The sequence below is a fragment of the Mesorhizobium norvegicum genome (assembly GCF_004919685.1).
GTDB lineage: Bacteria > Pseudomonadota > Alphaproteobacteria > Rhizobiales > Rhizobiaceae > Mesorhizobium > Mesorhizobium norvegicum.
This window is the reverse complement of sequence record NZ_SMYZ01000025.1, coordinates 178,368-204,228: the sequence shown is the minus strand read 5'-3', so window position 1 is coordinate 204,228 and position 25,861 is coordinate 178,368. Positions and strand designations below refer to the sequence as shown.

Below are 25,861 nucleotides of genomic sequence, written 5' to 3'. Positions count from 1 at the left end.
GGTTCTGGGGCTCGCGGCAATCGACCTGCAGAATTCCTTCTTCGTCCGCATGAAGGAAGCGGGCGACGTGGCTGCCGCTGACTATGGGGTGAAATCCACCTGGCAGAGCGCCGAGGGCAGTCTGGAAAAACAGGTCAGCATCATCGAGAATTTCATCAATCAGGGCGTCAGCGCGATCCTGATCGATCCGATCGACAAGAATGCGGTCATTCCGGTCATCCAGAAAGCCACTGCTGCCGGCATTCCGGTGATCACCATGGGCAACAAGGTCGAGGCCGGCTCGAACTTTTCGACGCTCTATCCGGACTACGACAACATGTCGATGGTTGCCCGCGCGCTCGGCAAGTCGCTTGGCGGCAAGGGCGAAGTCGCTCTGCTCGTCGGTTCACGTGGCAACTTCGTGTCCGACACGCGCGAAAAGGGCTTCGTCGAAACCCTGAAAAAGGAGTTTCCGGACATCAAGGTCGTCGGCATCGAGCCGACCGGCTGGGACGCAGCCAAGGCAACGAATGCCGCCCAGACCTGGCTCACCACCTATCCGGATCTGAAGGCCATCGGCTGCATCTCCGACAGCCTTTGCCTGGCAGCCGATTCCGTTGCCAGCTCGATGGGAACCCAGCTGCTCTACGGCGGCTATGACGGCGACGCCGAGATGAAGCCGCTGATCGACGACGGCAAGATGGTGATGGACGTGCTGACCGGCGCCTATCGTGTCGGCTACTGGAACATCGCCGTTGCCGCTCGCCTGGCCAACGGAGAAAAGCTGCCGCAGGATCTCTACATGCCGACCTATTTCGTGACCTCGGACGCGACGGCGGCGAAGCTCAAGGCGGATGGCCTCACCTTCGAATACATCAACACCGACAAAGAGGCGGTGGAAGCCAAGAACTATACCGAGCAACTCGGTCCCAAGGTTCCGGCGACCGCCATGACCCTGGCAAAGTAGCAGCCTAAAGCGGCACAAGCGCCGGATGACGTATCATCCGGCGTCCCCTTTTCCTGACGATCGCCGTCGCCGCTTCCGCGGTGACCGCGCATGATGCTTGATAAGAGGACCGACCCATGTTCCAGTCCTGGACCTCTCCATTTCTGCGGCGCAACGAACCAGTTCTCATCGCGGTGCTGCTGCTCGCCATCGCCGTCTTCGGCTGGATCGATCCGCGCTTTCTGTCGACCGGCAATCTTGTCAGCATCGCGCAGCAGAGTGCGGTCATCGCTCTCATCTCATTTGCCATGACGGCCGTCATCATCGCGCGCGGCATCGACATTTCCGTCGGTAGCAACCTCGCCTGTTCCGGCATCGCCGCGGGTCTTGCCTACACGGCAACCAGCTCGGCGAGTCTGAGCCTTCTCGCCGCGATCGGTGGCGGTGCCGCGATAGGTCTGCTCAATGGAGCGCTGATCGGCTTTGCCGGCATCTCCCCCTTCATCGCGACGCTCGCCACCATGGCGTTTGCGCGCGGCTTGGCGCTCAGTCTCTCCGGTGCATCCAGCATCGCGGTCGCCGATCCGGTCCTGCTTTTCGCGGGACGCGAGACAATCGGCCTCCTGCCGGTCTCCGTCATCATCGCCGCCATCTGCCTGGGCCTCTGGTGGTTCGTGCTCAATCGCACGGTGTACGGGCGCTGGATCTATGCGATCGGCGGCAATGCGGGGGCAGCGCGGGCCTCTCTGGTTCCCGTCGACCTCGTGCGCATCTCCGTCTACCTGATTGCCGGTGCGACAGCCGGGCTCGGCGCGATCCTCACCATCGGCCGCCTTGGTTCGGCACAGCCGCTTGCCGGCACCGGGCTTGAATTTACAGCCATTACAGCCGCGATCATCGGCGGCACGAAGCTGTCCGGCGGCCAGGGCTCCATCTGGGGAACGGCGATCGGTGCACTGCTGCTGGGCGTCATCAACACCGGCCTGTCATTCCTGCAGGTGCCGCAGATTCTGATCTATTTCGTGACCGCGAGCCTCATCCTGGTGGCTGTTCTCACCAGCCAGCCGGAGAGTGTTGCCGCCCTGTTCAAGACCAGTGGCCGCAAGTCCGTCCCGTCACCCCGCAACAATGCCGCAACACCGGTCGGCAAACACAGCATCGCGCTGCGCGGCGTCGGCAAGTCTTTTCCGGGCGTCAAGGCACTCGACGGTGTCAGCTTTGCCGTCTCGGCCGGCGAGGTGGTCGGACTTGCCGGCGAGAACGGGGCGGGGAAATCGACGCTTGTGAAGTGCATTTCCGGCCTGCATCGCCCGGACGAGGGAGAGATCGTCATCGACGGCAACGCCGTCCAGTTCCACTCCCCCAGCGACGCCAAGGGCATCAGCGTCATCCATCAGCATTTCAGCCTTTCGCCGGACCTGACGGTGGCGGAGAATCTTTTCATCGGCCGCGAACCGCACACCCGCCTGGGATTTCTCGACCGGGCCCGGATGCGGCGCGATGCCAAAGCCATCATGGACGAGCTGTCGCTCGATATCGACATTGCCGCGGAGCTGCGAACGCTCTCCGTCGGACGCCAGCAGATGGTGGAAATTGCCCGTGCCGTTCTGTCCGATGCCTGGTTCTTCATCATGGACGAACCGACCAGCGCGCTCTCCAATCGCGAACGCGACCAGCTCTACGACCTGATCGACAGACTGAGAGCTCGCGGAGCCGGTATCCTCTACATCTCCCACAAGATGGAAGAGATCTTCAGCCAGTGCGACCGCGTGGTCGTTCTGCGTGACGGGCGCTTCATCGGCGAGCGCCAGACCCGCCAGACCAACGAGGCCGAGATCGTCTCGATGATGGTCGGGCGCGATGTCGGCGACATCTTCCCCTATCTCGAAACGCAAGTTGGCGAAACCGCTATCGAGATCAGCAACATCTCCAACGGCAAGCTCTTGAAGTCGGCCACGCTCAGCGTGTGCAGGGGCGAGATCGTCGCTCTCGCCGGCCTGATGGGCAGCGGCCGCTCCGAGGTGCTCAGGCTGATTGCCGGCCTCGAGACAATGCACGGCGGCACGCTCAGAATTTTCGGCGCGCTGCAGGCCGGCGGCGATACCAAGGCCGCCAATCGCGCCGGCATCGTCTACATACCCGAAGACCGGCACCTGGAAGGCTTCGTCGGCACGATGTCGATCAGGGACAACCTGTCTCTCGCCTGGATTCGCGACAACAGTTATTTTGGCCTGCTGAGACCTCGCCGCATCCTGGCTCTCGCGCGCGATCTCATCGGCTCACTCGGCGTGCGGCCGGCCCAGCCCGACAAGATGACCATCGAGCTTTCCGGCGGTAATCAGCAGAAGGTCGTCATCGGCAAATGGCTAGCCACCAAGCCGAAAATCATCCTGCTCGACGAGCCGACGCGCGGCGTCGACGTCGGGGCAAAGTCCGAACTCCATCACCTGATCGCAAAATTGAAGGTCGAGGGCGCGGCGATCCTCATGGTGTCGAGCGAGTTGCCCGAGGTTCTGGGCGTCGCCGACCGCATCGTCGTCATGCGCGAAGGCCACTCTGTCTGCACGCTGGCGCGAGGGGCGACGGAAGAAGACGTGATGACGCACGCCTTCGGTGATCGCAAGATCGCGCCACCCGCCAGCACGGCCCCGGCCAGCATCCAGCCTTGCACCATGCCTGTAGGGAGCGCCCTTTGAGCAAACTGAAGATCGCCATTGTTGGTGCCGGCTACATGGGCCTCCTGCATGCGCAGGTGGTTGCCGCCAGCCCTGTCGCAGAACTGTCGGCATTCGTTGATCCGAATGCTGCCACGGCAAGCAAGGCCGCGTCCGATTTCGGTGCCCGGCACTTCCGCGATGCCGCCGCCGCGCTGACTGCCAATGCCGCCGACGCCTATATCGTGGCGGCACCCGACACGCTGCATGAAGACGTCTGCCGCACGCTGCTCGATGCCGGAAAGCCGGTGCTGCTCGAAAAGCCGATGGCCCACAAACTTTCGGCCGCGAAAGCGATCGCCAAAGCAGCTGAAAGAAGCGGCGCGCGCCTGTTGGTCGGCCACATCCTGCGGTTCGACCCGCGCTATTGCGAAGCCGCGGCAGCGGTAAAATCCGGGCGGATCGGCGAGCCAATCCACGGCAGCAGCGGCCGTTTCACCAATCGCGAAGTCGGTCTTCGCATGAACGGAAAGTCGAGCGTCTGCTTCTACCTCGGCGTGCATGACGTGGATGCGCTGCAATGGATCTCGGGTTCGGACATCATCGCCGTCTACTCCCGCCCGGTCGCCAAGCTCATGCCTTCGCTCGGGGTTCGATCCGAAGATGCGATCTTCTCCACCGTCGAGCTGTCGAACGGAATGAGCGGACAGCTCTATTTCGGCTGGACGCTGCCACCGACCGCTCCGACCGGCATCTGGGCACGCACGGAAATCATCGGCACTGAGGGCATGATCGACCTCGACGTGCGCGACCACGGTCTGCGCATCCTGTCGCGGGGACAGTGGTCGCAACCCGACGCCCTGCACTGGCCGACCGTCAATGGCCGTATCACCGGGGATCTCTTCGAGGAGGTCCACCATTTCATTTCGGCGGTTCGCGACGACACCCCCTTCGTGATGTCGGTCGGCGATGCCCTGCGCGCCGTCGCCGTCAACGATGCAATTCTGCGCAGCGTCAAATCAGGCCTGCGCGAACCGGTCGAAGACTGGCACATCTGATGAGAGAACCGTCATGACCCGCCAACAGAACATCTGGTGCAGGCGCTTTCTCGATCTCTCGCCGTTGATCCTGCTGGTCATCCTGCTGGCGATCTTCGCGCTCATCGACGCCCGCATCGTTTCGACTGCCAGTCTCATCAACATCGTCGCACAGGCGACCCCGATCGCCATCCTGGCGCTTGGCGCCCTGATCGTCCTGCTGACGGCGGGCATCGATCTGTCCGCCGGCGTCGGCGTCGCCTTCTGTGCCGTCTTCATCGCCAGCCTGATCGACGGCGGCGTCGGCCTGCCGCTAGCCCTTCTTGTCGGCCTTGCCGTGATGGTCGTGATCGGCCTCGCAAATGGCGTCGTTATTGCACTGTTGAAAATACCACCCTTTGTGACGACGCTGGCCACAATGGTCGCGCTGCAGGGCGCAACGCTTGCCGTTGCCTCCAAAGGCGTCCTGATGCTGAAGGATCCGACGCTTCGCGCCGTCGGCATCGAGCGCAGCTTCGGCATTCCCAACGTCATCTTCGCAACGCTCCTGATCATCGCCGTAGCAGCAATCCAGATGCGGCACAGCCGTTTCGGGCTGCGTACCTATGCGCTCGGGTCGGATGCCGGAGCCGCGGAACTTGCCGGCATCCCGGTGAGGAAACACACGATCCTCGTCTATTGCGCCTCCAGCATCTTCGTCTTCCTGACGGCAGTGATCATGATCAGCCGGGTGCCGGTGGTGACGCCCAATATCGGCGGTACCTCGCTGCTTCTGGACGCGATCGCCGCGGCCGTGCTTGGCGGCACCAGTATTTTCGGCGGCAGGGGAACGGTGTGGGGCGCGGTCGTCGGCGCCCTGATCGTCAGCCTGCTGACGACAGCGCTTCGGGTGTTCGGCACGGACCCTTCCAGCCTCGAACTCTACAAGGGTGCAATCATCATGGTCGCTCTTCTGGCCGATTCCGGCATGACCTACGCCAAGGCCCGGCTTGTCGAGGCCGCACGATGAGCGAGCCAGTTCCGGCCCTGCCGATCCCGCCCAGCTCCAGCTTTGCGCTGATGACCTCGCCGGATACGGAAAGACACGCGACCGCCAGCGTGCTTAAACCCGTCGTCATTCTGCCGCTCGGCGCTGTCGAGCAACATGGCCCGCATCTGCCGCTCGGCGTCGATTGCTGGCTTGCAGAAGCGGTTGCTCTCGCCGCGGCGGAAGGACAGGCCTCCATCCGCGTTGCCGAACCTTTCGCCTATGGCTCGTCCGAGCATCATCGCTCTTTCTCCGGCACGATGAGCCTCAGCCCGCAGACCTTCATCGCCGTTCTCGTCGATCTCTGCACCTGCCTTGCCGAAGACGGCTATTTGCCGGTCATGCTGAACGGCCATGGCGGAAACCGCGCCGCCATCCAGGTGGCGATCACCACCCTTGGCCAGCGCGGCATCGTCACGGCGGGTTTCTCGTATTTCGATCTCATCGCCGACGTGGCGGCGGAGGCTCTGCCCGACATGGCCACGGGCACAGGTCACGCTTGCGCGCTTGAAACGTCGTTGATGATGCATGTGCTCGGCAACAGCGTTCGCCGCGATCTCATCCCGCCAGGCGGCACCCCGCCATCCTGGCCGGATCCTCACCTTTACGCGGCGCCGGCCGTCACCGTCTGGCGCCGTTTCGAAGCCATACGCGACAACGGCGTCATCGGCACGCCATCGCAGGCGAGCGCGGAGGCCGGCAGCAGACTTTTCATCGCAGCCGTGGAGCGCAGCCGCGCTGCCATTTTGAACATCCAATCCGAATTCGGCCAAAGGAACGCACGATGACAGTTCATTTCAAATCTTCTCTCGACGGTCCCAACCTTCGCGGCATGGCGATCGTGTCGGAGCCGGAAGCAGCCGCCCGCATCGGCATCAACCGCATCGGCGGCGAGTGGATTGCCGGCAGCTCCGGCAAATTCCTGAAAATCGACAGCCCTTCGACGGGCGAGCATCTCGGCTATCTCTCACTTTCCACCCGCTCAGATGTCGGTCGCGCGGTGAAAGCCGCCGAAGGCGCACGCGAGGCCATGCGCAAGATGGGAACCTTCGCGCGCGCTCAACTGTGCATGCGCATTGCCGACGCGATCGACAGGCGCGCCGAGGAGCTTGCGCGCCTGCTGTGCCTGGAACAGGGTAAGCCCTTCCACAGCGAGGCAAAGGCCGAAGCGTCGGCAGCAGCTCTCGGTTTCCGCAATGCGGCAGAGCAGATGAAGTGGCTGGAGACAGCAGCGTTTCCGCTTGCCGATGCCAACAAGCGCGCCTTCAGTTTCCTGCAGCCGAAAGGCGTCTTCGCCATCATCACGCCCTGGAATTTCCCGCTCGCCCTGCCCTGCCTCTATTATCTCGGACCGGCCGTCGCAACGGGCAACACCGTCGTCTGGGTGCCCGCACCGACGACATCGCTGATTGCCACGGCACTCGTCGAATGCTTCATCGAGGCCGGCCTGCCGGATGGCGTCATCAACCTCGTTCTGGGTGACGGTGCGGAGGTGGGCGACGAGGCGGTCGTTCATCCGGGCACCCATGCCATCGGCTTCACCGGCAGTTCCGCCACCGGCGCGACGATCGCCCGGCGTGGCGCGGGCAAGCCGCTTCTGCTCGAAATGGGCGGCAACGGTCCGACCATCGTCCTGGCCGACGCCGATATCGACATGGCCGCCGCCCAGGTGGGAGCCGGCTGCTTTGCCAATGCCGGGCAGATCTGCACGGCCACCGAACGCGTGCTGGTGCACAAATCCATCCATGACCGTTTCATCGAAGGTCTCGTGAAAGCGGCTTCGAAGGTAAAAATGGGCGACCCTTTCGATCCCGCGACCACGATGGGTCCGATCAACAATGCGGTGGCCGTCGACAAGGTGCTCAGCCACATCGCGGACGCCCGCGCGCGTGGCGCCGATATCGTCACCGGCGGCAATGTGGCATCAGGTTTTGCAACCAATCTCTATTTCGAGCCGTCGATCGTCACAGGACTGACCCGGGAAAGCCTGCTCAATGTCGAGGAATCCTTCGGGCCGATTGCACCCGTGCTGAGCTTCGAGACCGACGAGGAGGCGATGGAACTTGCCGCGTCCAGCCCTTACGGCCTGTCGGCCGCGGTCTTCACCAGCACCATCAAGAACGCGTTTGCCTTTGCCGAAAGCCTGAAGGTCGGCATCGTCAACATCAACGAGATGAGCTGTTATTGGGAGCCGCATATCCCTGCCGGCGGCGCCGCCGGGACGCAGAGCGGCCTCGGTCGCACCGGGGGTCGGCACACGCTGATGGAAATGTGCGACCTGAAGACGATTACCGTGGATGTCACGCGCTGACATCCACGCCCGCGCCTAGTGCGCGGCCTGCCCTCGCGACCGTATGCCGTCCGGCAGCGAGCCGTCAGATGGACCGGCGCAGCCTGTCGGCCATTTTCTCGCCTATCATGATCGAGGTGAGGTTGGTGTTTGCCTGGCAATCGAGCGGCATGATCGACGCATCGATAACCCGCAGCCCTTCAAAACCATAGACCCGGCATTGCGGATCGACCACGGCCTCGCCGGGCCGTCCCATACAACAGCCGCCGATCCCATGCTGTGCGTCGGAAGACTGCGCCAGCAGGAAATTGTCGACCTCCTCGTCGCTTGCCGTTTCGAGCCATGACAAAGGCAGATCGGAATCCCCCAGCAGGACGCGCTCGGCGATTGCCTGGATCGGCGCCTGCCGGGCAATCTCGCCAAGGTGGCGATAGGCAATGCGCATGCGCTGAAGATCCATTGGATCGTCCAGCATGTTCTCTTCCACGATCGGCTGGTCGAAGGGATTGGCGGAGCGCAGTTGCACGGTGCCGCGGCTCTTGGCCTCCATCAGGATCAGATTGACCATGGCCTCGCCGAACTGGGCGCTGTCGGATTCCACGCCGATACCGCCATGGTTCATGGCGACGTAGAGAATGTCGTCGCGCTCGGCACCCGGCACGCCGGAACTCATCCTTACACAGCAGTTGGTATGCCGCGCATCGACATCGGTCGCCTTGAATTCGGGCTTCAGCCTCAGTTCGATGCGGCAATAAGGATGGTCGAAGAAACCTTCGCCGACCGGCAGGTCAGCAAGCACCTCGATGTCCTTGCGATTCAAGAGAGCCGCCGGACCGATGCCCGAGCGCTGCAGGATGGCCGGAGAGTGGATGGCGCCGGCCGAGAGGATGACCAGCGGCGCCTCGAATTTGCGAACCTGACCGGCCACGATGGCCAAGACGCCGATCGCCGTCTTGCCATCGAAAAGCACCTTGTCCACCGTCGCCTGCCCGATGATGGTGAGGTTCGGCCGGTCGCGGGCAGCTTCCAGATAGCCGTCATTGACCGACACGCGCTTGCTGTCTCGACTGTTGATCGGATAGGTGCAAACCCCTTCGGCATCCGGAGCATTGAGATCCTCATGCCAGGGATGGCCGAGAGCCATCGCGCTTTGGCGCATGGCCTTGTCGACATTTCCCCAGCTTTCAACTGGCGCGCGGTAGATCGGAATCGGGCCATCGCTGCCGTGAAAACTGGCCGCGATCGGGTCATCCTCCAAGCGGCAGAAGAAGGGCAGCACGTCGGCTCCCGACCAGCCCTTGCATCCGATTTCCTCCCAGCGGTCGAATGCATGGAGCACGCCGCGGATGGCAATCTGCCCATTGACGGAAGTCGAACCACCAAGCCCCTTGCCGCGCCAGTAGACCCGATGCTCCTGCCGCTTCGTGCGGCGAGCCAGCAGGTCGGGATACATGTATTGTTGCTGAAAATGATCGGGAAGCAGCAGGTTGAAGGGATTTGGACTCTCCATCTCGGCAGGTTGCTCGCCGCTCCGGTAGTCCGGCCCCGCTTCCAGCAAAAGCACGGTCGTGGCCGCATCTTCGGTTAGCCGGGCGGCAAGGACAGCCCCGGCTGCGCCGGCTCCGACAACGATGACATCAAAGGGCATGCCGCACTCCCCGGATCCGACCAATGCACGGCTGGCTCGACCGCGAGATCATGTTGATTTCACTTTGTGCACCATCATCTGCCGGCATTCAGGCTCAGCGACGGACGCTGGAACCGATTACCTTAGCCGCCATTGCACGGCGGCAAGATCACCATGATTTGTTTTATATGTAAATATCATTTCGTATATGAACTTGCCTTTTCCCTATCCACCCCTTGAGGAGATCGACGTGCCCTACCGGAGAGTAGGCCCAGACCCATTGATTTCGTTGGAACTGATGGGCAAGACCCGCGATATCTACGACCAGGATATCAAGCCCTACGCGCATCAGCGCTGGTGATCAAACACCCCGCAGCCGCCTATGGCCTGGCCGTGAAATCGAACCGGCAATGGTCATGCGGGCCATCGCAAGCGCAGAAAGTCTCCTGGCATTCGACTGCCGTCGCGGCGATACCGAGCAGGAATGAGAAGGCGCCGGTGACAAAGCCTTCGAACATATAGCAGACGCGCTGGCCGGGCCGCTGCCCGGCCTCCAGGGCGAAGATCGAATTCCTCAAGCTGATGCTGCCACGGCGACCGGCAATATCCAGTGCGTCGATCGAGAACTGGCCCCAGCCGCGTTGCGACAGGCGCTGGAAATAATGGCGGAACGTCGCTTCCGCGCCGAGGCCCTTGCCGCGCAGCTGCGCCTCGCACCATTCGATGGCGGACTTTGCCGTGGATGCTCGCAAGATGGCACGGTAGGCCTCGCGGCCGAGGGCTTCCTCGACCGCGAGATGATTGTTCACCAGGAAGTGCCTGGGCAGGTAGACCATCGGCAGCCCGTCGGTCCGCCAGATGCCGCTTGTCTCATCGACATCGATCGGAACCGCGGGCTGCATGGTGCCCAGGCCTAAGCCGCTTGCCGCTGCGAAGCGACCGACGCCGACTGGTCCTTGTAGAGCTCGCCATCCTTCATGATGACGATGAGGTTCTTCTCGTGCACCATCATGTCGAGATCCTTCAGCGGGTCGCCATTGACCAGCAAAAGGTCGGCGATGAAGCCCTCCTTGACCATGCCAAGTTCATCGCCAAGGCCCATCACCTGGCCGCCGAGCCGCGTGCCGCACTGCAAGGCTTCGCTGGGCGAATATCCCAGCAGGTCGACGAAGTGCTTGAGGTCGCGGGCATTGGTGCCTTGCGGCGTCTGCGCGAAACCATAGTCGCCGCCGATCAGCGCGCGCACGCCGCGCTTGCGCAGTTCGGTGTAGACCTTGCGGCTGTCGTCGAGGATGCGCTGCATGCCGAACTTGACCGCCATCTCATGGGTGAAGCCGAAGGGCTCACCCTCGTAGAGCGTGCCGTAGATGATGCCGATGGCCGGGCCGACGAAGATGCGGTCCTTGGCCGATTCCAGCGCGTCGAGCGCCTCTTCGTCGGCGGATTCGCAGTGGTAGATGACGTCGACGCCGCACTTCACCGCGCGCTTGACCGAACCGGCGGCGCGGGCATGGCAGTTGATCTTCTTACCGAAGTCGCGCGCCACCGACACCGCCGTCATCACTTCGGCCTCGCTCATGACGGTGAGGCCGCCATGCGCCGCCGGGCTCAGATCATCACCGGAGATGTTGATCTTGATGTTGTCGGCGCCCTCGCGGCAGCACAGCCGCACCGCCTTGGTGATCTCCTCGACGCCGTCGGCGATCATGCCGAAGCTCTCGTGATACATATGCTGCTGGCGCTCGTCGCCGAGGCCGCCGGTGACCGTGATCTCGGGGCTGCCGGCGCGCATGCGCGGGCCCGGCAGGCGACCGGCATTGATCTCGTTGCGGATGACGATGTCGAGCCTCAGCTTCGAGGTGGCGGCGCTGTAGGCGCTGGTGAAGCCATGATCGAGCAAGGTCTTGGCATTGCGCATGGTGAGCAGGAGATGCTCCTCGGGCGGGATCAGGCCGAGATCGGAATCCTTGATCGCGCCGCCAAAGGAAATGTGAGCATGGCCTTCGACAAGGCCCGGCATCAGCGTCATGCCGCGGCACTCCACCGTCGTCGCGCCGTCGCCCGACAATTGCCCAGGCGTGCGTGCGATGGTGACGATGCGGCCATTGTCCACCAGCAGATCGGCCGGATAGGCGTCAGCGCCCGTGCCGTCCCAGATCATGGCATTTCGAAACATCACTCTTGTCATGACATCGTCCTTTCGGAGTTGGCGGGGGTTATTGGTTGGCGGCTTGCCGGGCGGTGACGTCGTCGGCCACCACATTGGACAGAATGCCGACGCGTTCGAGTTCGATTTCGCAGACGTCGCCATGCTTCATGAACAGCTGCGGCTTGCGCGCCATGCCGACGCCGGCCGGCGTGCCGGTGACGAGAATGTCGCCAGGCTCCAGCGTGATCGCTTCGCTGATGATCGAGATCAGCGAGGCGACATCGAAGATCATGTCGTTGGTTGAGGCGTTCTGGACAATTTCGCCGTTGAGCCGTGTCTGGATGCGCAGCCCCTTGCCGCCCGGCGGCAATTCGTCCGCCGTCACGAAGATCGGCCCGAACGAGCCGGTGCCGTCGAAATTCTTGCCGACCGTCCATTGCGGCGACTTGGTCTGGAAGTCGCGGATCGAGGCATCGTTGAAGATGGAGTAGCCGGCGACATGGCTTAGCGCCTGGCTGGGGGCTATGTGGCGGCCGGCCTTGCCGATGATGGCGACCATCTCGCCCTCATAGTCGAGCTGGATCGAGGCCTCCGGGCGACGGATGGCCGCGCCATGCCCGATCAGGCTGGTCGAGAAGCGGGCGAACAAAGTCGGATAGGTCGGCGGCACGAAGCCACTCTCGATCGAATGGTCGACATAGTTCAGGCCAACGCAGATGATCTTGCCGGGAGCCGATATCGGCGGCAGCCATTCGACGGATTGCGGATCGACCCGCCGCCCGCGAGCCAGGCGTTCGCCTGCCGCCTGAAGCGCCTGAGCGCCTTCGGCGATCAGGTCCGCCAACCGTCCGGGAAACATCGCATCGCTTTCGTCGATGCCGCGAAACTCGCCGTCCGGCAATGCGATCGCCAGTCCGGGTCCTCGCGTCGATTTATAGGCTGCAAATCGCACTGGCCATATCCTCGCTTGTGAAGGCTAGACTTTGTTCAGAAATTATATATCTGTCAACATAGAATATATTATTTTGCATTCTGATTTCTGCCTGAGATAATGTATGAGGCATTCGATGGACAGATTCGGCCGCGGGCGAACCAATGGCTAGGGAAGGCTCGATCAATCTCACCCAGGGCGCGTACGAGGACCTGCGCGCCGAGTTGTTGTCGTGCCGGATTGCACCGGGCAGCCGGCTCAAGGTCCAGGAACTCTGCGACAAGTTCTCCGTCAGCCTCGGCGCCATCCGCGAAGCACTGTCGCGGCTGACGTCCGAAGGGCTTGTCGTGGCCGAACCGCAGCGCGGCTTTCGTGCCGCGCCCATCTCGGCCGAAGACCTGCTCGACCTCACCAAGACGCGCATCCAGATCGAGACGCTGTGCATCCGCCGCGCCATCGAGGTCGGCGACGTCGCCTGGGAATCGCAGCTGGTCGCGGCGCTCCACCGGCTGTCGCGCACGCCCGAGCACACGCCGGACGATCCGGTGCATTCGAGCGACGAATGGGCGACGGCGCATGCGGCCTTCCACAAGGCGCTGGTCGGTGGCTGCGACAGCCGCTGGCTGTTGCGCCTGCGCGACCAGCTCTACGACCAGAGCGAGCGCTATCGCCGCCGTTCGGTCTCGCTGGCGCCAAGAGCCCGCAACATCAGCAAGGAACATCAGGACCTCGCCGCTGCCGTGCTCGACCGCGATGCCGAGAAGGCAAGCGAATTGCTGGCGGCGCATCTGGCTGTGACCACCGACATCCTGCTCGCGGCGGAAGCCGAAGACCTGCCGGCGCGCAAGACGATTGTGCGGGCGTAGCGTTCCATTTTCGAGTTCCTCTGGCAGGACGCAAGACGCCGCCCGTTTGCACGAGCGGCGTATGCGTCACGAGCCTACTGGCGCAAATTGGTCCAGATCCGGTCATAGGCGCGGATCGCCTTCTCGTCGCATGACGGCGCAAACGAGATTTTGAGATCAGCCGGCGGATTGAACTCCGGCGAGCCGCCAATGTCCGCCGCCAGATATTTGTTCGATCCGGCGATCGCGCTCTGGTAGCCGGTGTATTTTTGCTGCAGCGCGATGTTTTCGGGGTCCATCAGGAAGTTGAGGAACTTCTCGGCGTTCTCGACATTCGGCGCCGTCGTCGGCACGGCGACATTGTCCATCCAGCCGACAACGCCTTCCTTGGGATAGACATATTTGACCGTCGATTTCTGCTGCCGCGTCGCCAGCGCCTTGCCCGACCATTGCTCATGCATGACCGTCTCGCCGGCGACCTGGCGTTCGACGATGCCGTCGGAATTGTAGACCTTGACGAAGGGTTTTTGCGCCTCGAGCAAGGCATCGAGTTCCTTCAGGTCGGCCGGATTGCTGTTGCATTGGTCCTTGCCGAGATAGACCAGCGCCAGCGACATCACCTCGGTCGGCGAGCCGAACATGCCGACCTTGCCCTTGAGCTCCGCCGGCGGATCGAACAGTGGCTTCAAACTGTCGGTCGGACCCTTGTAGACTGATGTGTCGACCGAATAGGAGGTGGTGCCCCACACCCACGGCACGGTGTATTTCGCATCCGGATCCCAGGACCGGTGCTGCCATTTCGGATCGACATTCTTGAAGTTCGGCATCGCCGCCGCATCGACTTCCTGGAACAGCTTCTGTTTGACGAAGATCGGCACGAAATCGTTGCTGATGATCATCACATCGTAGCCGGCAGCGCCCGAGCTCAGCTTGGCGAGTGCGGTCTCGTTGGAATCGTAGGTGTCGATGGTGACCTTGATCCCGGTCTCAGCCTCGAACTTCTTGATCATCTCGTCCGACGTGTAGTCGGTCCAGTTGTAGATGTGCAGTTCGCCGGCATCGGCGAGCGCGCTGGTGGTGATCGCCCCCAGCATGGCGGTGGCGAGGGCTATCCGTGAAAATCCTTCTTTCGATTTGGTCATAGTCGTTCTCCTCTGGTCTGGTTCTTTGTTTTTCTAGGCAAACTTGTTGCGCCGTCCGACGAGCAGCGCCGCCGCGACGAAGACGATGGAAACGGCAAGAAGAATGGTGGAGATGGCGTTGACCTCGGGCGTCACGCCAAGCCGCATCATGCCGTAGATATAGACCGGCAAGGTGGTCGAGCCGGCGCTCGATACCATCATCGAGATCAGGAAATCGTCGAGCGAGACGACGAAGGCCATGATCGCGCCGGCCGAGATCGCCGGGACAAGCAAGGGCAGCGTGACGCGGCGAAATAGCCGCCACTCGTCGGCATAGAGGTCACGCCCCGCCTCCTCCAGCGTGCCGCCCATGTCGCGCAGCCGCGCCTGGATCGGCAGCAGTGCGAACGGGATGCAAAAGACGGTGTGGGCGATCATCAAATTGATGAGGCCGTGATGCATGCCGAGCCCGGAGAAAAAGATCAGCGTGGTGATCGCCACGACGATCTCCGGCACCACCAGCGGCATCGCGATCAGCGCCGTGGCCGCGCTGCGTCCGAAGCGCAGCCGGCCGCGTTCCAGCGCCAGCGCGCCGGCCGTGGCGATCGCCGTCGAGGCGATGGTGGCAACGATGGCGATGATGATGCTGTTGAAGGCGGCGTCACGGATCGCGCCATTGTTGGCGACCGCCACGAACCATTTGAAGCTGAAGCCGGCCCAGACTGTGACCAGCCGGCTCGAATTGAAGGCATAGATCACAAGGATCAGCAGCGGCGCGTAGAAGAAGAGGAATATCAGGGCGGTGTAGGCCGACAGGCCGGGCGTGTGCCGCCAGTCGAAGGGCTTTGCGCTGGTCATCGCCGTTCCTCCTGCGCCTTGCGAGAGCGGATGACGAAGACGGTCAGAACGACGACCGTTACGACGGTCGAGAGGGCGGCCCCGAACGGCCAGTTGCGCGACGAGGTGAACTGCATCTGGATCAGGCTGCCGATCAGCAGCTTCTTGCCGCCGCCGAGCAGATCGGGCGCCAGGAACGAACCGAGTGCCGGCGCGAAGACAAGCGTGGCGCCGGCCAGTGCACCGGGCCTGGCGAGCGGCCAGACGATGCGGCGGAAGACGGCGGCGCGGCTGGCGTAGAGATCGTGCGCGGCCTCGATCAGCCGGGGATCGATGCGCTCCAGCGTCGAATAGATCGGCAGCACCATGAAGGGCAGGAAGGTGTAGACGAGGCCGAGCAGGATCGACCCGTCATTGTAGAGCAGCGGCAGCGGATCGGAGATGATGCCGGCATGGCGCAGCGCGCCATTCGCCAGGCCTTCGTCGCGCAGGATCAGGATCCAGCAATAGGTGCGGATCAGCGTGTTGATCCAGAACGGCAGCGTGACGGCAAACAGCAGAACTCGCCGGCGCTCCGGCGTCTGGCAGACGATGTACCAGGCGACCGGCAGGCCAAGCACAAGGCAGATGCCGGTGGTGGCGATGGCGAGATAGATCGAGCGCAGGATGATGAGCGCGTAGCTCGGTGAAAACACGAGGCTGTCGTCGAAGTCCCGCTGGTAGAGGAACTGGAGATAGGCGTCGAAGGTCGCCGGCGCCGTGACACCGCCATAGGGGTTGGCGGTCATGAAGGAATAGGCGACCGCCAGGAACAGCGGCAGCACCATGAAGATGCCGATCACCAGCATGGCCGGCGCAATCAGCAGATAGGTGCGGTTCGGACCCATCTCAATTCGCCAGTTCGCGTTCGACGGCGCGGGCCCAGTCGACGACGACCCTGTCGCCTGTGGCGAGCGCAGCACCCCCGCGCGAGCGCGAATGCAGTTTTGCCCCCTCCTCCAGCACGACCTCATAGAGTGTGTCGGAGCCGAGGAAGGTGATGGCGGAGACCGCTCCCCTGGCGTGGCCTTTGGCGCCGTCGGCTACCGGCGACACCACGATGTGCTCCGGGCGCACGATGATCGTCTTTGCCGGATCGCGGCCAAGCGCGGCACCAGGCAAAAGATTGGACTCGCCGATGAAATCGGCGACGAAGCGGTCCTGCGGATTGTCGTAGATGTCCCTCGGCGTGCCGACCTGCAGCACGTCGCCGCTGCGCATCACCGCGATCCGGTCGGACATGGCGAGCGCCTCCTCCTGATCATGGGTGACCAGCACGAAGGTGATGCCGGTCTCGCGCTGCAGCCGCTTCAATTCGCTCTGCATGCCCTTGCGCAGTTTGAGGTCGAGCGCCGACAGCGGCTCGTCGAGCAGAAGTACGCTCGGCTTGGGCGCGAGCGCGCGCGCCACGGCGACGCGCTGCTGCTGGCCACCCGACAGTTGCGCCGGGCGGCGCGCAGCGAAGCCTTCGAGCCGCACCATCTCCAGCGCCTCCCTGACGCGCTCGTCGATCAGCGATTTCGGCGCGTTCTGCATTTCCAGCCCGAACGCGACATTCTCGGCGACGCTCATATGCGGGAACAGCGCGTAGCTCTGGAACACCGTGTTGACCGACCGCTTCTGCGGCGGCAGCGCGGCGACATCGCTGCCGGCAATGCGGATGGCGCCCGAACTCGGTGCCTCGAAGCCGGCGATCAGGCGCAGCAAGGTCGTCTTGCCGCATCCCGACGGGCCGAGCAGCGTGAAGAACTCATTGTCGTAGATTTCCAGGCTGACATCGTTCAGCGCATGGACGGGATCGGCGTCCCTGGTCACGAAGGATTTTGACACGCTTTGGATGTCGATCATGACCGGCAATTCCTGGGACTGCGTTGAGATGGCTTCGCGCGTCGAAGGCCATCACGGCCGTCTGGCGCCGCACCTAAAAATTCGCTCCAAAATTATATTTGTCAATAAATAATATATTGTTTTTGTTTTTGACACGCGAAAGTGTGGCGGGGGACCGAACTCCCGCGCGCTGCATGCCGTGTCGATACGCCGGTGCGCTCAGAGCACCTTGCCGCTGTCGGGATCGAGCAGGTGCATATGGGCCATGCCGAGCGAGAGTGTCGCCATCTCGCCGGGCTTCGGCGTCGACCCGGGATCGATGCGTGCCGTCGCCTCCGTGCCGGCGACCAGAACATGCAGCAGCGTCTCCATGCCCATCGGCTCGACCACCTCGACCGGAGCCCTGATGTCGACGATTTCGGGCCGCTCGCGCCGTTCGGTGATGTGCTCGGGACGCAGGCCGAACTCGAGATCGCGCCCGACATGGCCGGCATAGCGCGCTGTGCGGGCAGCAGGGACGGCGAGTGCCGTGCCATCCGCGAGCACGACCGCGAGCCGGTCGCCGCGCGCCTCCAGGCGGCATTTGAAGAAATTCATGCCGGGGCTGCCGATGAAGCCGGCGACGAAGCGGCTGGCCGGCTCGTGATAGAGATCGTTGGGCGGCCCGATCTGCTCGATGCGTCCCTTGTTCATGACCACGACGCGATCGGCCAGCGTCATCGCCTCGACCTGGTCATGGGTGACATAGATGGTGGTGGTGGCGACCATCTGGTGCAGCCTCTTGATCTCGGCGCGCATCTTGCCCCGCAGCTTGGCGTCAAGGTTGGAGAGCGGCTCGTCGAACAGGAACACTTTCGGCTGGCGCACCATGGCGCGGCCCATGGCGACGCGCTGGCGCTGGCCGCCGGACAACTGGTGCGGTTTGCGCTGCAGCAGCTCGCTGAGGTCGAGCATGTCGGCGACACGGGTGATGCGCTGCGTCACCTCGCCATCCGGCACTTTGCGGATGCGCAGGCCGAAAGCCATGTTCTGCGCCACCGTCATCTGCGGGTAGAGCGCGTAGCTCTGGAAGACCATGGCGATGTCACGATCCCTGGCCTGAACGTTGTTGACCAGCCTGCCGCCAATATGGATCTCGCCGCCGCTTGGCCTGTCCAAGCCCGCCACCATGCGCAGCGTCGTCGACTTGCCGCAGCCGGACGGGCCGACGAGGACGACGAACTCGCCCTCGGCGATGTCGAGATCGATATCGTGCACGACCTTCAGGTTCTGGAAGCTCTTCGAGATCTTGCGCAGTTCGACATCGGCCATGACGCTATTCCTTTGCCGTGGGCGCGAACATGTCGAGCGCCAGTGCGGCCGCACCGATCACGCCGGCATCGTTGCCATGCTCCACCGCCACGATCACCGGCGGGCGGCCGGGCTTGAGCAGCACGAAATCCCTGACATTGCGGGCAATACGGTCGGTAAAGAACGGACCGGCCAGCGCCAGCCCACCGCCGATGATCGCGGCCTCGATGTTGAGCATGTTCGACATGATGCCAATCATCTGGCCGAGCCAGCGCGCCACCTCATCGACAACCTGCAGCGCGATCGGGTCGCCCGCCTTGGCAAGATCGCAGACCGCCTCGGCATTGGTGGCGTCGGTGCCCGGTTTGAGCTGGCGATAGCGGTTGACGAGCGCGCGGGCGCTGGCCAGGTTCTCGACCATGCCCGGCACCGGATCGGCAATGTCGGTGCGCGCCGGATCGAGCGAGATGCAGCCAAGTTGCGGCGGCAGCCCGTCCGGCCCGTCGATCACCTTGCGGTCGATGACCATGGCGCCGCCGATACCGGTGCCGAGCGTCAGCAGCGCAAAGCGGGAGAACGGACGGCCGGCGCCATGCCGCATCTCGCCATGGGTGGCGCAGACGGCATCGTTGCGGACAATGGCCGGAACGCCGAAGCGGATGCCGAACAGTTTTGACAGCGAACCCTTCAACAGCGCCGGGATCGCCGGGCAGCGGCCGTTGAGCATGCCGGTCTCGGGATTTGGCGTACCGGGCACACCAATGCCGATGGCCGTGATGTCGGGAAACTCGCGTGTCAGGTCCTCAGTGGCGCTGGTGACCAGATGCACGAACTCGGCGAACTCGATATCCCGATGCACAGGCACTGCGCCGCGCGCCAGCACCTTGCCCGAACCGTCGACGGCACCGAGCTTGACCAGGCTGCCGCCAATGTCGATTCCGATCGCGGTTACCATCAGGCCTCCTTGCGGATGCGCACGTTGAGCCGCCGTCCGAGGTTGGGGTAGATCATCTTGTCCGGATCGATGCCGCGCGCGATTGCCAGTTCGCAGCCATACCATTGCAGCGGCATCGGCGCCCAGCAGCCGGCGAGCCATTGCTGTTCCGGTGCGGCCGGCCAGCTGACATCGAGGTCGAAGCGGGTCGGATGGCCGGAGAGGTTGAGGACGACGGTGCGCGGCCCGAGCTCGGCCAGCGCCTCGCCGAGATTGGCGGCGACCTTCGCCTCGGTCTCGGTCTGCGCGATGGCGATCACCAGGCTTTTGTCAGTCGTGCCATAGACATGCCCATGCAGGGCCTCCTCGGTGTCGAAGGCGGCAGTCGGCACGCCGCTGATCTCGGCGATCTTGAGCGAGGCTTCGAGTGCGGTGCCAAGGTGCGTCGCCTGTCCGGCGACCAGTATGTAGTCGGGAACGCCGAAGCGGGTGACCAGATCTTTTGCAGCGGCAAGGCCGGTTTCGGCGGTCTGCTCCAGTTGCGCGAGCAGCCCTGACAGATCGACCGTCTTGTTGGAGAGCTTGGCCGCCACCGCCAGCACCGAGATGACAGTGGCGGTGTAACCCATGGTCTTGGGACCGACTGTCTCCGGGCCGATCGGCATGACAATCACTTCGGCGCCGGTCTCGGTAATCAGGCTGCCCTCCTCACCGGTGATGACAAGGGTGGGAAAGCCCCGCGCCACCGACAGGCGCACCGCTTCGATCGTGGTGATGCTCATGCCGGACTGGGAGGCGGCCAGAACCAGCGTGCGCTGGTCCGATGCCCTGGGCGGCAGGCGCAGGAACGCCTCCGGCTCCTTGGCGATCACCGAAGCGCCGGTGCCCTCCTCCAGCGCCTCGGCGCCGGCCAGCAAGGCATTCATCGACGAGCCTGTGCCAAGCAGCACGATGCGCTGCGGCTTCTGGCGCAGGCTGGCAAACCCGTCGAGCTCCGCGCTGATGGCGGCGGGTAGCCTGGTGAGGGTCGAGGGCTGCAGGCGGATGTAATTGCCTATTTGCATCTTGGTGTTCCATCAGTTCGAAATTGGTGGTGCGTGCGAAAATTGCCGCTGGCGTGGGACGTCCGGTTATTTGCTGTAGCCCTTGCTCAGGCCGCTGATGAATTGCCGCGAAAACAGGGTGAACAGGACGACCAGCGGCACCGCGCCGAGCGTCAGCGCGGCAAGCAGTGCCGGATAGTCGTTCATGAACTGGCCGACGAACTGCTGCACGCCGAGCGTCACCGTCTGGTTCTGTCGGCTGGGCGCCAGGATCAGCGGGAACCAGAGGTCGTTCCAGACCGGCAGCATGGTCAGCGCGGCCACCGCGGCGAGGCCCGGTCTGACCAATGGCAGCACGATCCAGAAGGTGCGCAGCTCACTCGCCCCATCCATGCGCGCCGCTTCCTTGAGATCGGTCGGGACGGTGCGGAAATAGGTGACCATCAGCGTCACCGCGATCGGGATGCTCATCGCCGTGTAGACGAGGATAAGCGCCGCCAGCGTATCCATCAGCTTCCAGGCCAGCATCATCTGGATCAGCGGGATGGTGCCGAGCCGGATCGGCAGCATGATGCCGAGCACGAACAGGCCGGCGAGCAGCGAGGCGACACGCACCCGGTACTCGACCAGGGCAAAGGCGGCGAGCGTCGACAGCACCACCGTCAGCACGATCGTCGTCACCGTGACGACCAGGCTGTTGCGATAATTGACGATGAAATTGCCGCGGGTGAAGACCCGCTTGTAGCCTTCGAGGCTGAAGGTCTTGGCCGTCGGCAGGTCGAACGGCCCGCCGAAGATCGCAGGCGTCGTCTTTAGCGAATTGATGATGACGATCAGCACCGGCCCGATGGCGAGGATGACGAAGACGATCAGCAGCGCGTGCACGATGATGCGCTCGAACGTCCAGGGCTCGCGGTCCTGGCGGCGGCGGGCGGCTGGTATGGTGAGGTCTGATATGCGGAGGTCGGGGGCGCTCATCTCTGCTCCTAGACCGAATAGGATTTCAGGCGGCGCTGGATCAGCCAGAAATAGGCCGCGGTCACCAACAGCACCGTGAGGAAGATGATCGTCGCGACCGCGGCACCGAGATCGAGATCGGCAAGCTGTCCGCTCGACCCGAAGAAGGTGCGGTAGAAATAGGTGCCGAGAATGTCGGTGCTGTAGTTCGGCCCGGGCGCCGATCCGTTGAGCGCGAACACCAGGTCGAAGCCGTTGAACGTCCAGATGTAGGTGAGGATCGCGATCAGCCCGAACTGCGGCGCGATCAGCGGAAACTTGATCTTCCAGAAGGTCGTCCAGCCGCCGGCGCCATCGATGTTGGCGGCCTCGACAAGCTCATTGGGCACGGCCAGCAGGGCGCTGTAGAGGAAGACCATGGGGATGCCGAAATATTGCCAGACCGACATCAGCGAGATGGTGGTGAGCGCGGTCGATTCCGTGCCCAGCAACGGAAAGCCGACCAGGCCCCAGAGCGGGTTGATGATCAGGCGCCAGACGAAGCCGACGATGACCACCGACAGCGTGGCCGGAATGAACAGCAAGGTGCGGTAGATGCCTTCCGACCGCGCCAGTTTTCCCGATGTCAGCAATGCCGCCAGCAGCAGACCCATCGGCACTTCGACAATCAGATGGATGGCGAAATATTGCATGTTGTTGAGCAATGCATTCCAGAAGCGGGCGCTGATGGTCGGGTGGGTGAAGAGGCGCTCGTAATTGGCGAGGCCGACAAAAATGTCACCCGAGGCGCCATTGGTCTGGAAGAAGCTCATGACGATCGAGGTCGCCAGCGGCAACACGGCAAAGACCAGGTAGACGGCCAGAGCCGGCAGCACGAACAGCAACAGGTTTCGATAAGCGGCAGCGGGAGATATCAACGGAAAAACCTCATCTTCATGCCGGCACGAATGCGCTGGCATGCCGGGAGGCTTGCGCATGCCTAGCCGGCTGGCAAGGCATGCGCGAAGCGGTGCCGGATTACTTCTTTTGCGGTCCGTACCAGGAGGCGAGCCCGGCCTGGAGTTCGGTCGCAACCTGCTGCGGGGTGACGTCGGACTTTGTGAACATCACCTGCAGCAGGCGCCAGGTCTCGTCGTCGAGCGGCGGCGTGCCGGCGCTGAGCCGATCCAGCGCCAGGCGCGGCGTCAGCTGGGCGCCTTTCTTCAGGTCGGCGAAATCCTGCGCCAGCTTGTTCTTGTAGGTGACCGGCTTGCTGCTCATGGCAAAGAAACCGGGAGCGGCGTTGACGTAGAGTTCCTGGAACTCAGGCCCGGCCACCCAGTCGAGGAAGGTCTTGGCCGCGTCCTTGTGCGCGCTCTTGGCGTTGATGCCGATGCCCATGTCCGGCATCTCCTGCAGATAGCGCTGGTCGCCGGCCTTCGGCACCGGCGGGCCGAACACGCCGACATTGAGGCCGGTCGAGGTCGCCTGGTTGATGTCCCATGAACCGTCGGGAAGGATGGCCGCCTTGCCGAGCGTGAACAACTGCGTCATGTCGGCATAGTTCAGGCTTTCCTGCCCGGCGGGCAGGAACGGCTTCCAGGCCCCGAAAGCGGCGATGGCGTCGACGAATTCCGGGTCGGTGAGTTTCTTCTTGCCATCGATGAGGCCAAGCCGGCCCTCCTCGCCTTTCCAGTAAGCGGGGCCGATGCTGTAGAGGCCGTTATAGGCGAGCTGCCAGGATTCGGCCGAGCCGTAGGCCAGCGGCGTGTAGCGGCCGTCCTTCTTGATCGCCTGGAGAACGTCGATGAACTCGGCGCTGGTGGTCGGCACCTTGAGGCCCAGCTCCTTGAAGATGTCGGCGTTGTAGTAGAAGCCGGCGAGCACAGCGGCGACCGGCAGGCAGTAGGTCTTGTCGTCGGCGCCGCTCCATGCCGCACGGGAGGTCTTGTCGAAATTCGCTAGGCCCGGCAGCCCTTCGAGCGATTCGAAATAGCCGCGCTTGATCCATTCGCGGTTCACGTCGAAGGGGCGGCAGGTGATCAGGTCGCCACCGGCACCGCCCTCGATCTGCGACTGAACGGCGGCATTGTATTCATTGGTGTTGATCGGCGCGAACTCTACCTTGATGTCGGGATGCTTGGCTTCGAAGGCGGGCAGGATCGTGTCCTGCCAGACAGCGATGTCCTCGGTCCGCCAGCTGTTCAAGGTGATGGTCACAGGGTCGGCAAACGCGGCGCCGACGCTGCCTGAAAACATCACGCCAAGCGTTGCCGCCAGCGGGATCGATACACGTATGGAACGCATTTTCCTGCTCTCCCTCAAGATGGTGCCTCGTGTGGATTCACGATTTTGCACTGTTGCCTCGGACCATACCTACTGATACATGTTGTGACAAGTGGTATTGTGTTGTCTTTTCTATCAAGCAGTCGCTGCCCAGGCTGAGCAGCACCAATCTGATGGCAAAAAATCTGGGAGGACTTGATGATTGGAGTTGGGATTCTGGGCTCGGGCTTTATCGCCGAGACCTATGCGGACTCGCTGCTCGACGTGCGCAACGCCGAACTCGTCGCCTGCTCGTCGCGCAGTTTCGAGCGCGCCACGGCCTTCGCGAAGAAATGGGGCCCCAAGGTCACCGCGCACAAGGACATCGACAGCCTTTGCGCCGATCCGGCGGTCGAGTTGGTGGTGATCGCGCTGCCCAACGAGATCCATCTTGAAGCCGTCAGGATCGCCGCGAAGCACGGCAAGGCCGTCATCTGCACCAAGCCTTTGGCGCGCACCGGCAAGGAAGCGCAGGAGATCCTCGACATCGTCCAGCGCGCCGGCATCTGGCACGGCTACGCCGAATGCGCCGTCTTTTCCCCCAACATCACCAAGGCCCACCAGATGATACAGGCGGGCGGCATCGGCAATCTCCTTACCATGCGCGCCCGCGAGGCGCATTCCGGGCCGCACGCGCCACATTTCTGGAACGCCGAGCTTGCCGGCGGCGGCGCCCTGCTCGACATGGGCTGTCACACCGTCGAAAGCGCGCGTCACTTCTTCGGCAAGGACAATGAGATCACCGAGGTGATGGCGTGGGGTGCAACGCTGGTCCACGGTGATAAGACAACCGGGGAAGACACCGCGATCGCGCTGTTGAAATTCACCGGCGGCCAGCTCGCCACGATCGAATCGTCGTGGATCGAGAAAGGCGGTATGCAGCTGCGCCACGAACTGGTCGGCTCCGCCGGCCGCATCGTCACCGACACGTCCGTCGGCCCGGTCTGGGGCTTCATAGAGAAACCGGTGGGTTATCTCGTCGAGAAGGCCGATGCCGAGACCGGCTGGGTCTATCCTGTGCCCGAGGAAACCCGGGCCTACGGTTTTTCACAACAGATGCGGCATTTTGTGGAACACTTCGCGGCGGGGACGGTGCCGATGGAAACCTTCGAGGACGGCGTCATCGTCAACCACATAATTGACGCCTGCTACCGTTCAATGCGAACGGGCGTGTGGGAGAAGGTGAAGGCGGATGGGTGACTGAGATGGAGGGCTCGCCACTGCAGTCGGACGGCCCCGAACCGCTCTGGCGGCAAGCGGCCGATGCGATCCTGCAGGAGATCGCCACCGGCAAGCTTGCTTCCGGCGCGCGCCTGCCGGCCGAGCGCGATCTGTTCACGCGCATGTCGATCAGCAGGGTCACCTTGCGCAGGGCTTTGCAGAGCCTCGTCGAGGAAGGCGTGCTGACGCCGTCGCACGGGCGCGGCTGGTACGTCTCGGCCAAGGTGCCGAAGGAGTTTCCCAACACGCTGGAATCCTTCAGCGAGACCGCAAGGCGACTCGGCCTGACCCCCTCCTCCGACGTGCTGCGCGCCGAGCAGGCACCCGCCTCGCTGGACGAGGCCGAGGAGCTTTCGATCGCGCCCGGCGCGACGCTGTTCCACCTGGAACGGATCCGGCGCCTCGACCAGGTTCCGGTCGCTGTCGACACTTCTTTTTTTGCCGTCGGTCTCGGGCCTGATCTCGGCCAGGTCGACTTTCGGACGGCGTCGCTGTTCGGTCTGCTGATCGGGGCCGGTGTCGATCTGGCGCGCGCCGAGACGACGATCGAGGCCCATGGCGCGGATCCGGTCCTTGCCAGGCACCTCGATATGGAGGTGGGCAAATCGATCCTGGTGATGCGCCAGCTGATCGTCGATCCATCCGGGCGGCCGCTGCTGTCCTCGACGATCCGCTACGCCGGCGACCGCTATCGTCTTCGCACGTCGTTCTCCCGCACAGGCAAGACCGCCGCCCGTGTTCCAGCGCCACCGATGAACCGCGAATAGCGGAGAAGCGGGTTCGACCGGTCAACTCATGACCGC

24 protein-coding genes are annotated in these 25,861 nt (G+C 63.4%); 10 read left to right on the top strand and 14 right to left on the bottom strand.

The genetic code is table 11. The features are described from left to right. The 6 genes from FCU66_RS11490 to FCU66_RS11465 form a co-directional block, all read left to right on the top strand. On the top strand, nucleotides 1-946 hold a 946-nt coding region (locus FCU66_RS11490; protein WP_136625408.1), incomplete at its 5' end, for a sugar ABC transporter substrate-binding protein. A gap of 116 nt (nucleotides 947-1,062) precedes the next feature. Then, a complete protein-coding gene (locus tag FCU66_RS11485; protein ID WP_168991955.1) occupies nucleotides 1,063-3,621 on the top strand; it encodes an ATP-binding cassette domain-containing protein in 2,559 nt (852 codons plus the stop codon). Further along, on the top strand, nucleotides 3,618-4,637 hold the full coding sequence (locus FCU66_RS11480; protein WP_136619318.1) for a Gfo/Idh/MocA family protein: 1,020 nt from the start codon (nucleotides 3,618-3,620) through the stop codon (nucleotides 4,635-4,637). The genes FCU66_RS11485 and FCU66_RS11480 overlap by 4 nt, the downstream gene beginning before the upstream one ends. Before the next feature lie 13 nt (nucleotides 4,638-4,650). Continuing rightward, nucleotides 4,651-5,625: an ABC transporter permease gene (locus FCU66_RS11475; RefSeq protein WP_136619317.1), complete on the top strand. Its 975-nt coding sequence runs from the start codon at nucleotides 4,651-4,653 to the stop codon at nucleotides 5,623-5,625. Continuing rightward, a complete protein-coding gene (locus tag FCU66_RS11470) occupies nucleotides 5,622-6,431 on the top strand; it encodes a creatininase family protein (RefSeq protein WP_136619316.1) in 810 nt (269 codons plus the stop codon). The genes FCU66_RS11475 and FCU66_RS11470 overlap by 4 nt, the downstream gene beginning before the upstream one ends. After that, nucleotides 6,428-7,954, top strand: coding sequence for an aldehyde dehydrogenase family protein (locus FCU66_RS11465; protein WP_136619315.1), 1,527 nt, complete (start codon nucleotides 6,428-6,430; stop codon nucleotides 7,952-7,954). Before FCU66_RS11470 ends, FCU66_RS11465 begins: the two co-directional genes overlap by 4 nt. Before the next feature lie 64 nt (nucleotides 7,955-8,018). Here the strand turns inward: FCU66_RS11465 and FCU66_RS11460 are convergent, their stop codons facing one another. Beyond that, the gene (locus FCU66_RS11460; RefSeq protein WP_136619314.1) at nucleotides 8,019-9,581 is read right to left on the bottom strand and encodes a GMC family oxidoreductase; all 1,563 of its coding nucleotides are present in this window, start codon (nucleotides 9,579-9,581) and stop codon (nucleotides 8,019-8,021) included. A 23-nt stretch (nucleotides 9,582-9,604) separates the two neighbouring features. Between FCU66_RS11460 and FCU66_RS41070 the strand changes: the two genes are divergently transcribed. Next, entirely contained in the window at nucleotides 9,605-9,754 is a 150-nt protein-coding gene (locus tag FCU66_RS41070; protein ID WP_168991954.1) for a hypothetical protein, read from the top strand. Nucleotides 9,755-9,940: 186 nt separating this feature from the next. On the opposite strand, the gene FCU66_RS11455 is transcribed toward FCU66_RS41070, so the two are convergent. The 3 genes from FCU66_RS11455 to FCU66_RS11445 are packed head-to-tail and all read right to left on the bottom strand — an operon-like array spanning nucleotide 9,941 to nucleotide 12,661. Then, nucleotides 9,941-10,462 carry a 4-vinyl reductase gene (locus FCU66_RS11455; RefSeq protein WP_136619313.1) on the bottom strand — a complete coding sequence of 174 codons (522 nt, stop codon included), beginning with the start codon at nucleotides 10,460-10,462 and terminating at the stop codon, nucleotides 9,941-9,943. An 11-nt stretch (nucleotides 10,463-10,473) separates the two neighbouring features. Then, a complete protein-coding gene (locus FCU66_RS11450) occupies nucleotides 10,474-11,748 on the bottom strand; it encodes a metal-dependent hydrolase family protein (protein WP_136619312.1) in 1,275 nt (424 codons plus the stop codon). Nucleotides 11,749-11,776: 28 nt separating this feature from the next. Continuing rightward, nucleotides 11,777-12,661, bottom strand: a complete 885-nt coding sequence (locus tag FCU66_RS11445; protein ID WP_136619311.1) for a fumarylacetoacetate hydrolase family protein — start codon at nucleotides 12,659-12,661, stop codon at nucleotides 11,777-11,779. A gap of 143 nt (nucleotides 12,662-12,804) precedes the next feature. On the opposite strand from FCU66_RS11445, the gene FCU66_RS11440 reads away from it, so the two are divergent. Beyond that, the gene (locus tag FCU66_RS11440; protein ID WP_136619310.1) at nucleotides 12,805-13,506 is read left to right on the top strand and encodes a GntR family transcriptional regulator; all 702 of its coding nucleotides are present in this window, start codon (nucleotides 12,805-12,807) and stop codon (nucleotides 13,504-13,506) included. 74 nt (nucleotides 13,507-13,580) lie between these two features. Here the strand turns inward: FCU66_RS11440 and FCU66_RS11435 are convergent, their stop codons facing one another. The 10 genes from FCU66_RS11435 to FCU66_RS11390 form a co-directional block, all read right to left on the bottom strand. Further along, nucleotides 13,581-14,627: an extracellular solute-binding protein gene (locus tag FCU66_RS11435; RefSeq protein WP_206077142.1), complete on the bottom strand. Its 1,047-nt coding sequence runs from the start codon at nucleotides 14,625-14,627 to the stop codon at nucleotides 13,581-13,583. 33 nt (nucleotides 14,628-14,660) lie between these two features. Next, nucleotides 14,661-15,464 (bottom strand): ABC transporter permease, encoded by an 804-nt coding sequence (locus FCU66_RS11430; protein WP_136619309.1) that lies wholly within the window; start codon nucleotides 15,462-15,464, stop codon nucleotides 14,661-14,663. Further along, nucleotides 15,461-16,330, bottom strand: coding sequence for an ABC transporter permease (locus FCU66_RS11425; RefSeq protein WP_136619308.1), 870 nt, complete (start codon nucleotides 16,328-16,330; stop codon nucleotides 15,461-15,463). The genes FCU66_RS11430 and FCU66_RS11425 overlap by 4 nt, the downstream gene beginning before the upstream one ends. A gap of 1 nt (nucleotide 16,331) precedes the next feature. Next, nucleotides 16,332-17,330, bottom strand: coding sequence for an ABC transporter ATP-binding protein (locus FCU66_RS11420; RefSeq protein ID WP_136619307.1), 999 nt, complete (start codon nucleotides 17,328-17,330; stop codon nucleotides 16,332-16,334). Nucleotides 17,331-17,528: 198 nt separating this feature from the next. Continuing rightward, on the bottom strand, nucleotides 17,529-18,620 hold the full coding sequence (locus FCU66_RS11415) for an ABC transporter ATP-binding protein (RefSeq protein WP_136619306.1): 1,092 nt from the start codon (nucleotides 18,618-18,620) through the stop codon (nucleotides 17,529-17,531). A gap of 4 nt (nucleotides 18,621-18,624) precedes the next feature. Next, the gene (locus tag FCU66_RS11410; RefSeq protein WP_168991953.1) at nucleotides 18,625-19,554 is read right to left on the bottom strand and encodes an ROK family protein; all 930 of its coding nucleotides are present in this window, start codon (nucleotides 19,552-19,554) and stop codon (nucleotides 18,625-18,627) included. Then, entirely contained in the window at nucleotides 19,554-20,597 is a 1,044-nt protein-coding gene (locus tag FCU66_RS11405; protein WP_136619304.1) for an SIS domain-containing protein, read from the bottom strand. Before FCU66_RS11405 ends, FCU66_RS11410 begins: the two co-directional genes overlap by 1 nt. A gap of 66 nt (nucleotides 20,598-20,663) precedes the next feature. After that, entirely contained in the window at nucleotides 20,664-21,554 is an 891-nt protein-coding gene (locus FCU66_RS11400; RefSeq protein ID WP_136619303.1) for a carbohydrate ABC transporter permease, read from the bottom strand. Nucleotides 21,555-21,562: 8 nt separating this feature from the next. After that, entirely contained in the window at nucleotides 21,563-22,450 is an 888-nt protein-coding gene (locus tag FCU66_RS11395; protein ID WP_136619302.1) for a carbohydrate ABC transporter permease, read from the bottom strand. Nucleotides 22,451-22,550: 100 nt separating this feature from the next. Further along, entirely contained in the window at nucleotides 22,551-23,819 is a 1,269-nt protein-coding gene (locus tag FCU66_RS11390) for an ABC transporter substrate-binding protein (protein ID WP_136619301.1), read from the bottom strand. A gap of 177 nt (nucleotides 23,820-23,996) precedes the next feature. On the opposite strand from FCU66_RS11390, the gene FCU66_RS11385 reads away from it, so the two are divergent. Beyond that, complete coding sequence (locus FCU66_RS11385; RefSeq protein WP_136619300.1) at nucleotides 23,997-25,037, top strand: Gfo/Idh/MocA family protein; 1,041 nt, start codon at nucleotides 23,997-23,999, stop codon at nucleotides 25,035-25,037. 5 nt (nucleotides 25,038-25,042) lie between these two features. Further along, nucleotides 25,043-25,825 (top strand): GntR family transcriptional regulator, encoded by a 783-nt coding sequence (locus FCU66_RS11380; RefSeq protein WP_136619420.1) that lies wholly within the window; start codon nucleotides 25,043-25,045, stop codon nucleotides 25,823-25,825. Nucleotides 25,826-25,861: the final 36 nt, after the last annotated feature.

What these genes read in the sequence shown, in the direction of transcription:
- FCU66_RS11380 (WP_136619420.1), top strand. Translation starts at nt 25,043, where the DNA reads ATGGAGGGCTCGCCACTGCAGTCGGACGGCCCCGAACCGCTCTGGCGG.
- FCU66_RS11460 (WP_136619314.1), bottom strand. Translation starts at nt 9,581, where the DNA reads ATGCCCTTTGATGTCATCGTTGTCGGAGCCGGCGCAGCCGGGGCTGTC.
- FCU66_RS11440 (WP_136619310.1), top strand. Translation starts at nt 12,805, where the DNA reads ATGGCTAGGGAAGGCTCGATCAATCTCACCCAGGGCGCGTACGAGGAC.
- FCU66_RS11405 (WP_136619304.1), bottom strand. Translation starts at nt 20,597, where the DNA reads ATGCAAATAGGCAATTACATCCGCCTGCAGCCCTCGACCCTCACCAGG.
- FCU66_RS11390 (WP_136619301.1), bottom strand. Translation starts at nt 23,819, where the DNA reads ATGCGTTCCATACGTGTATCGATCCCGCTGGCGGCAACGCTTGGCGTG.
- FCU66_RS11455 (WP_136619313.1), bottom strand. Translation starts at nt 10,462, where the DNA reads ATGCAGCCCGCGGTTCCGATCGATGTCGATGAGACAAGCGGCATCTGG.
- FCU66_RS11430 (WP_136619309.1), bottom strand. Translation starts at nt 15,464, where the DNA reads ATGACCAGCGCAAAGCCCTTCGACTGGCGGCACACGCCCGGCCTGTCG.
- FCU66_RS11400 (WP_136619303.1), bottom strand. Translation starts at nt 21,554, where the DNA reads ATGAGCGCCCCCGACCTCCGCATATCAGACCTCACCATACCAGCCGCC.
- FCU66_RS11435 (WP_206077142.1), bottom strand. Translation starts at nt 14,627, where the DNA reads ATGACCAAATCGAAAGAAGGATTTTCACGGATAGCCCTCGCCACCGCC.
- FCU66_RS11485 (WP_168991955.1), top strand. Translation starts at nt 1,063, where the DNA reads ATGTTCCAGTCCTGGACCTCTCCATTTCTGCGGCGCAACGAACCAGTT.
- FCU66_RS11420 (WP_136619307.1), bottom strand. Translation starts at nt 17,330, where the DNA reads ATGATCGACATCCAAAGCGTGTCAAAATCCTTCGTGACCAGGGACGCC.
- FCU66_RS11425 (WP_136619308.1), bottom strand. Translation starts at nt 16,330, where the DNA reads ATGGGTCCGAACCGCACCTATCTGCTGATTGCGCCGGCCATGCTGGTG.
- FCU66_RS11475 (WP_136619317.1), top strand. Translation starts at nt 4,651, where the DNA reads ATGACCCGCCAACAGAACATCTGGTGCAGGCGCTTTCTCGATCTCTCG.
- FCU66_RS11465 (WP_136619315.1), top strand. Translation starts at nt 6,428, where the DNA reads ATGACAGTTCATTTCAAATCTTCTCTCGACGGTCCCAACCTTCGCGGC.
- FCU66_RS11450 (WP_136619312.1), bottom strand. Translation starts at nt 11,748, where the DNA reads ATGACAAGAGTGATGTTTCGAAATGCCATGATCTGGGACGGCACGGGC.
- FCU66_RS11410 (WP_168991953.1), bottom strand. Translation starts at nt 19,554, where the DNA reads ATGGTAACCGCGATCGGAATCGACATTGGCGGCAGCCTGGTCAAGCTC.
- FCU66_RS11415 (WP_136619306.1), bottom strand. Translation starts at nt 18,620, where the DNA reads ATGGCCGATGTCGAACTGCGCAAGATCTCGAAGAGCTTCCAGAACCTG.
- FCU66_RS41070 (WP_168991954.1), top strand. Translation starts at nt 9,605, where the DNA reads ATGCACGGCTGGCTCGACCGCGAGATCATGTTGATTTCACTTTGTGCA.
- FCU66_RS11385 (WP_136619300.1), top strand. Translation starts at nt 23,997, where the DNA reads ATGATTGGAGTTGGGATTCTGGGCTCGGGCTTTATCGCCGAGACCTAT.
- FCU66_RS11470 (WP_136619316.1), top strand. Translation starts at nt 5,622, where the DNA reads ATGAGCGAGCCAGTTCCGGCCCTGCCGATCCCGCCCAGCTCCAGCTTT.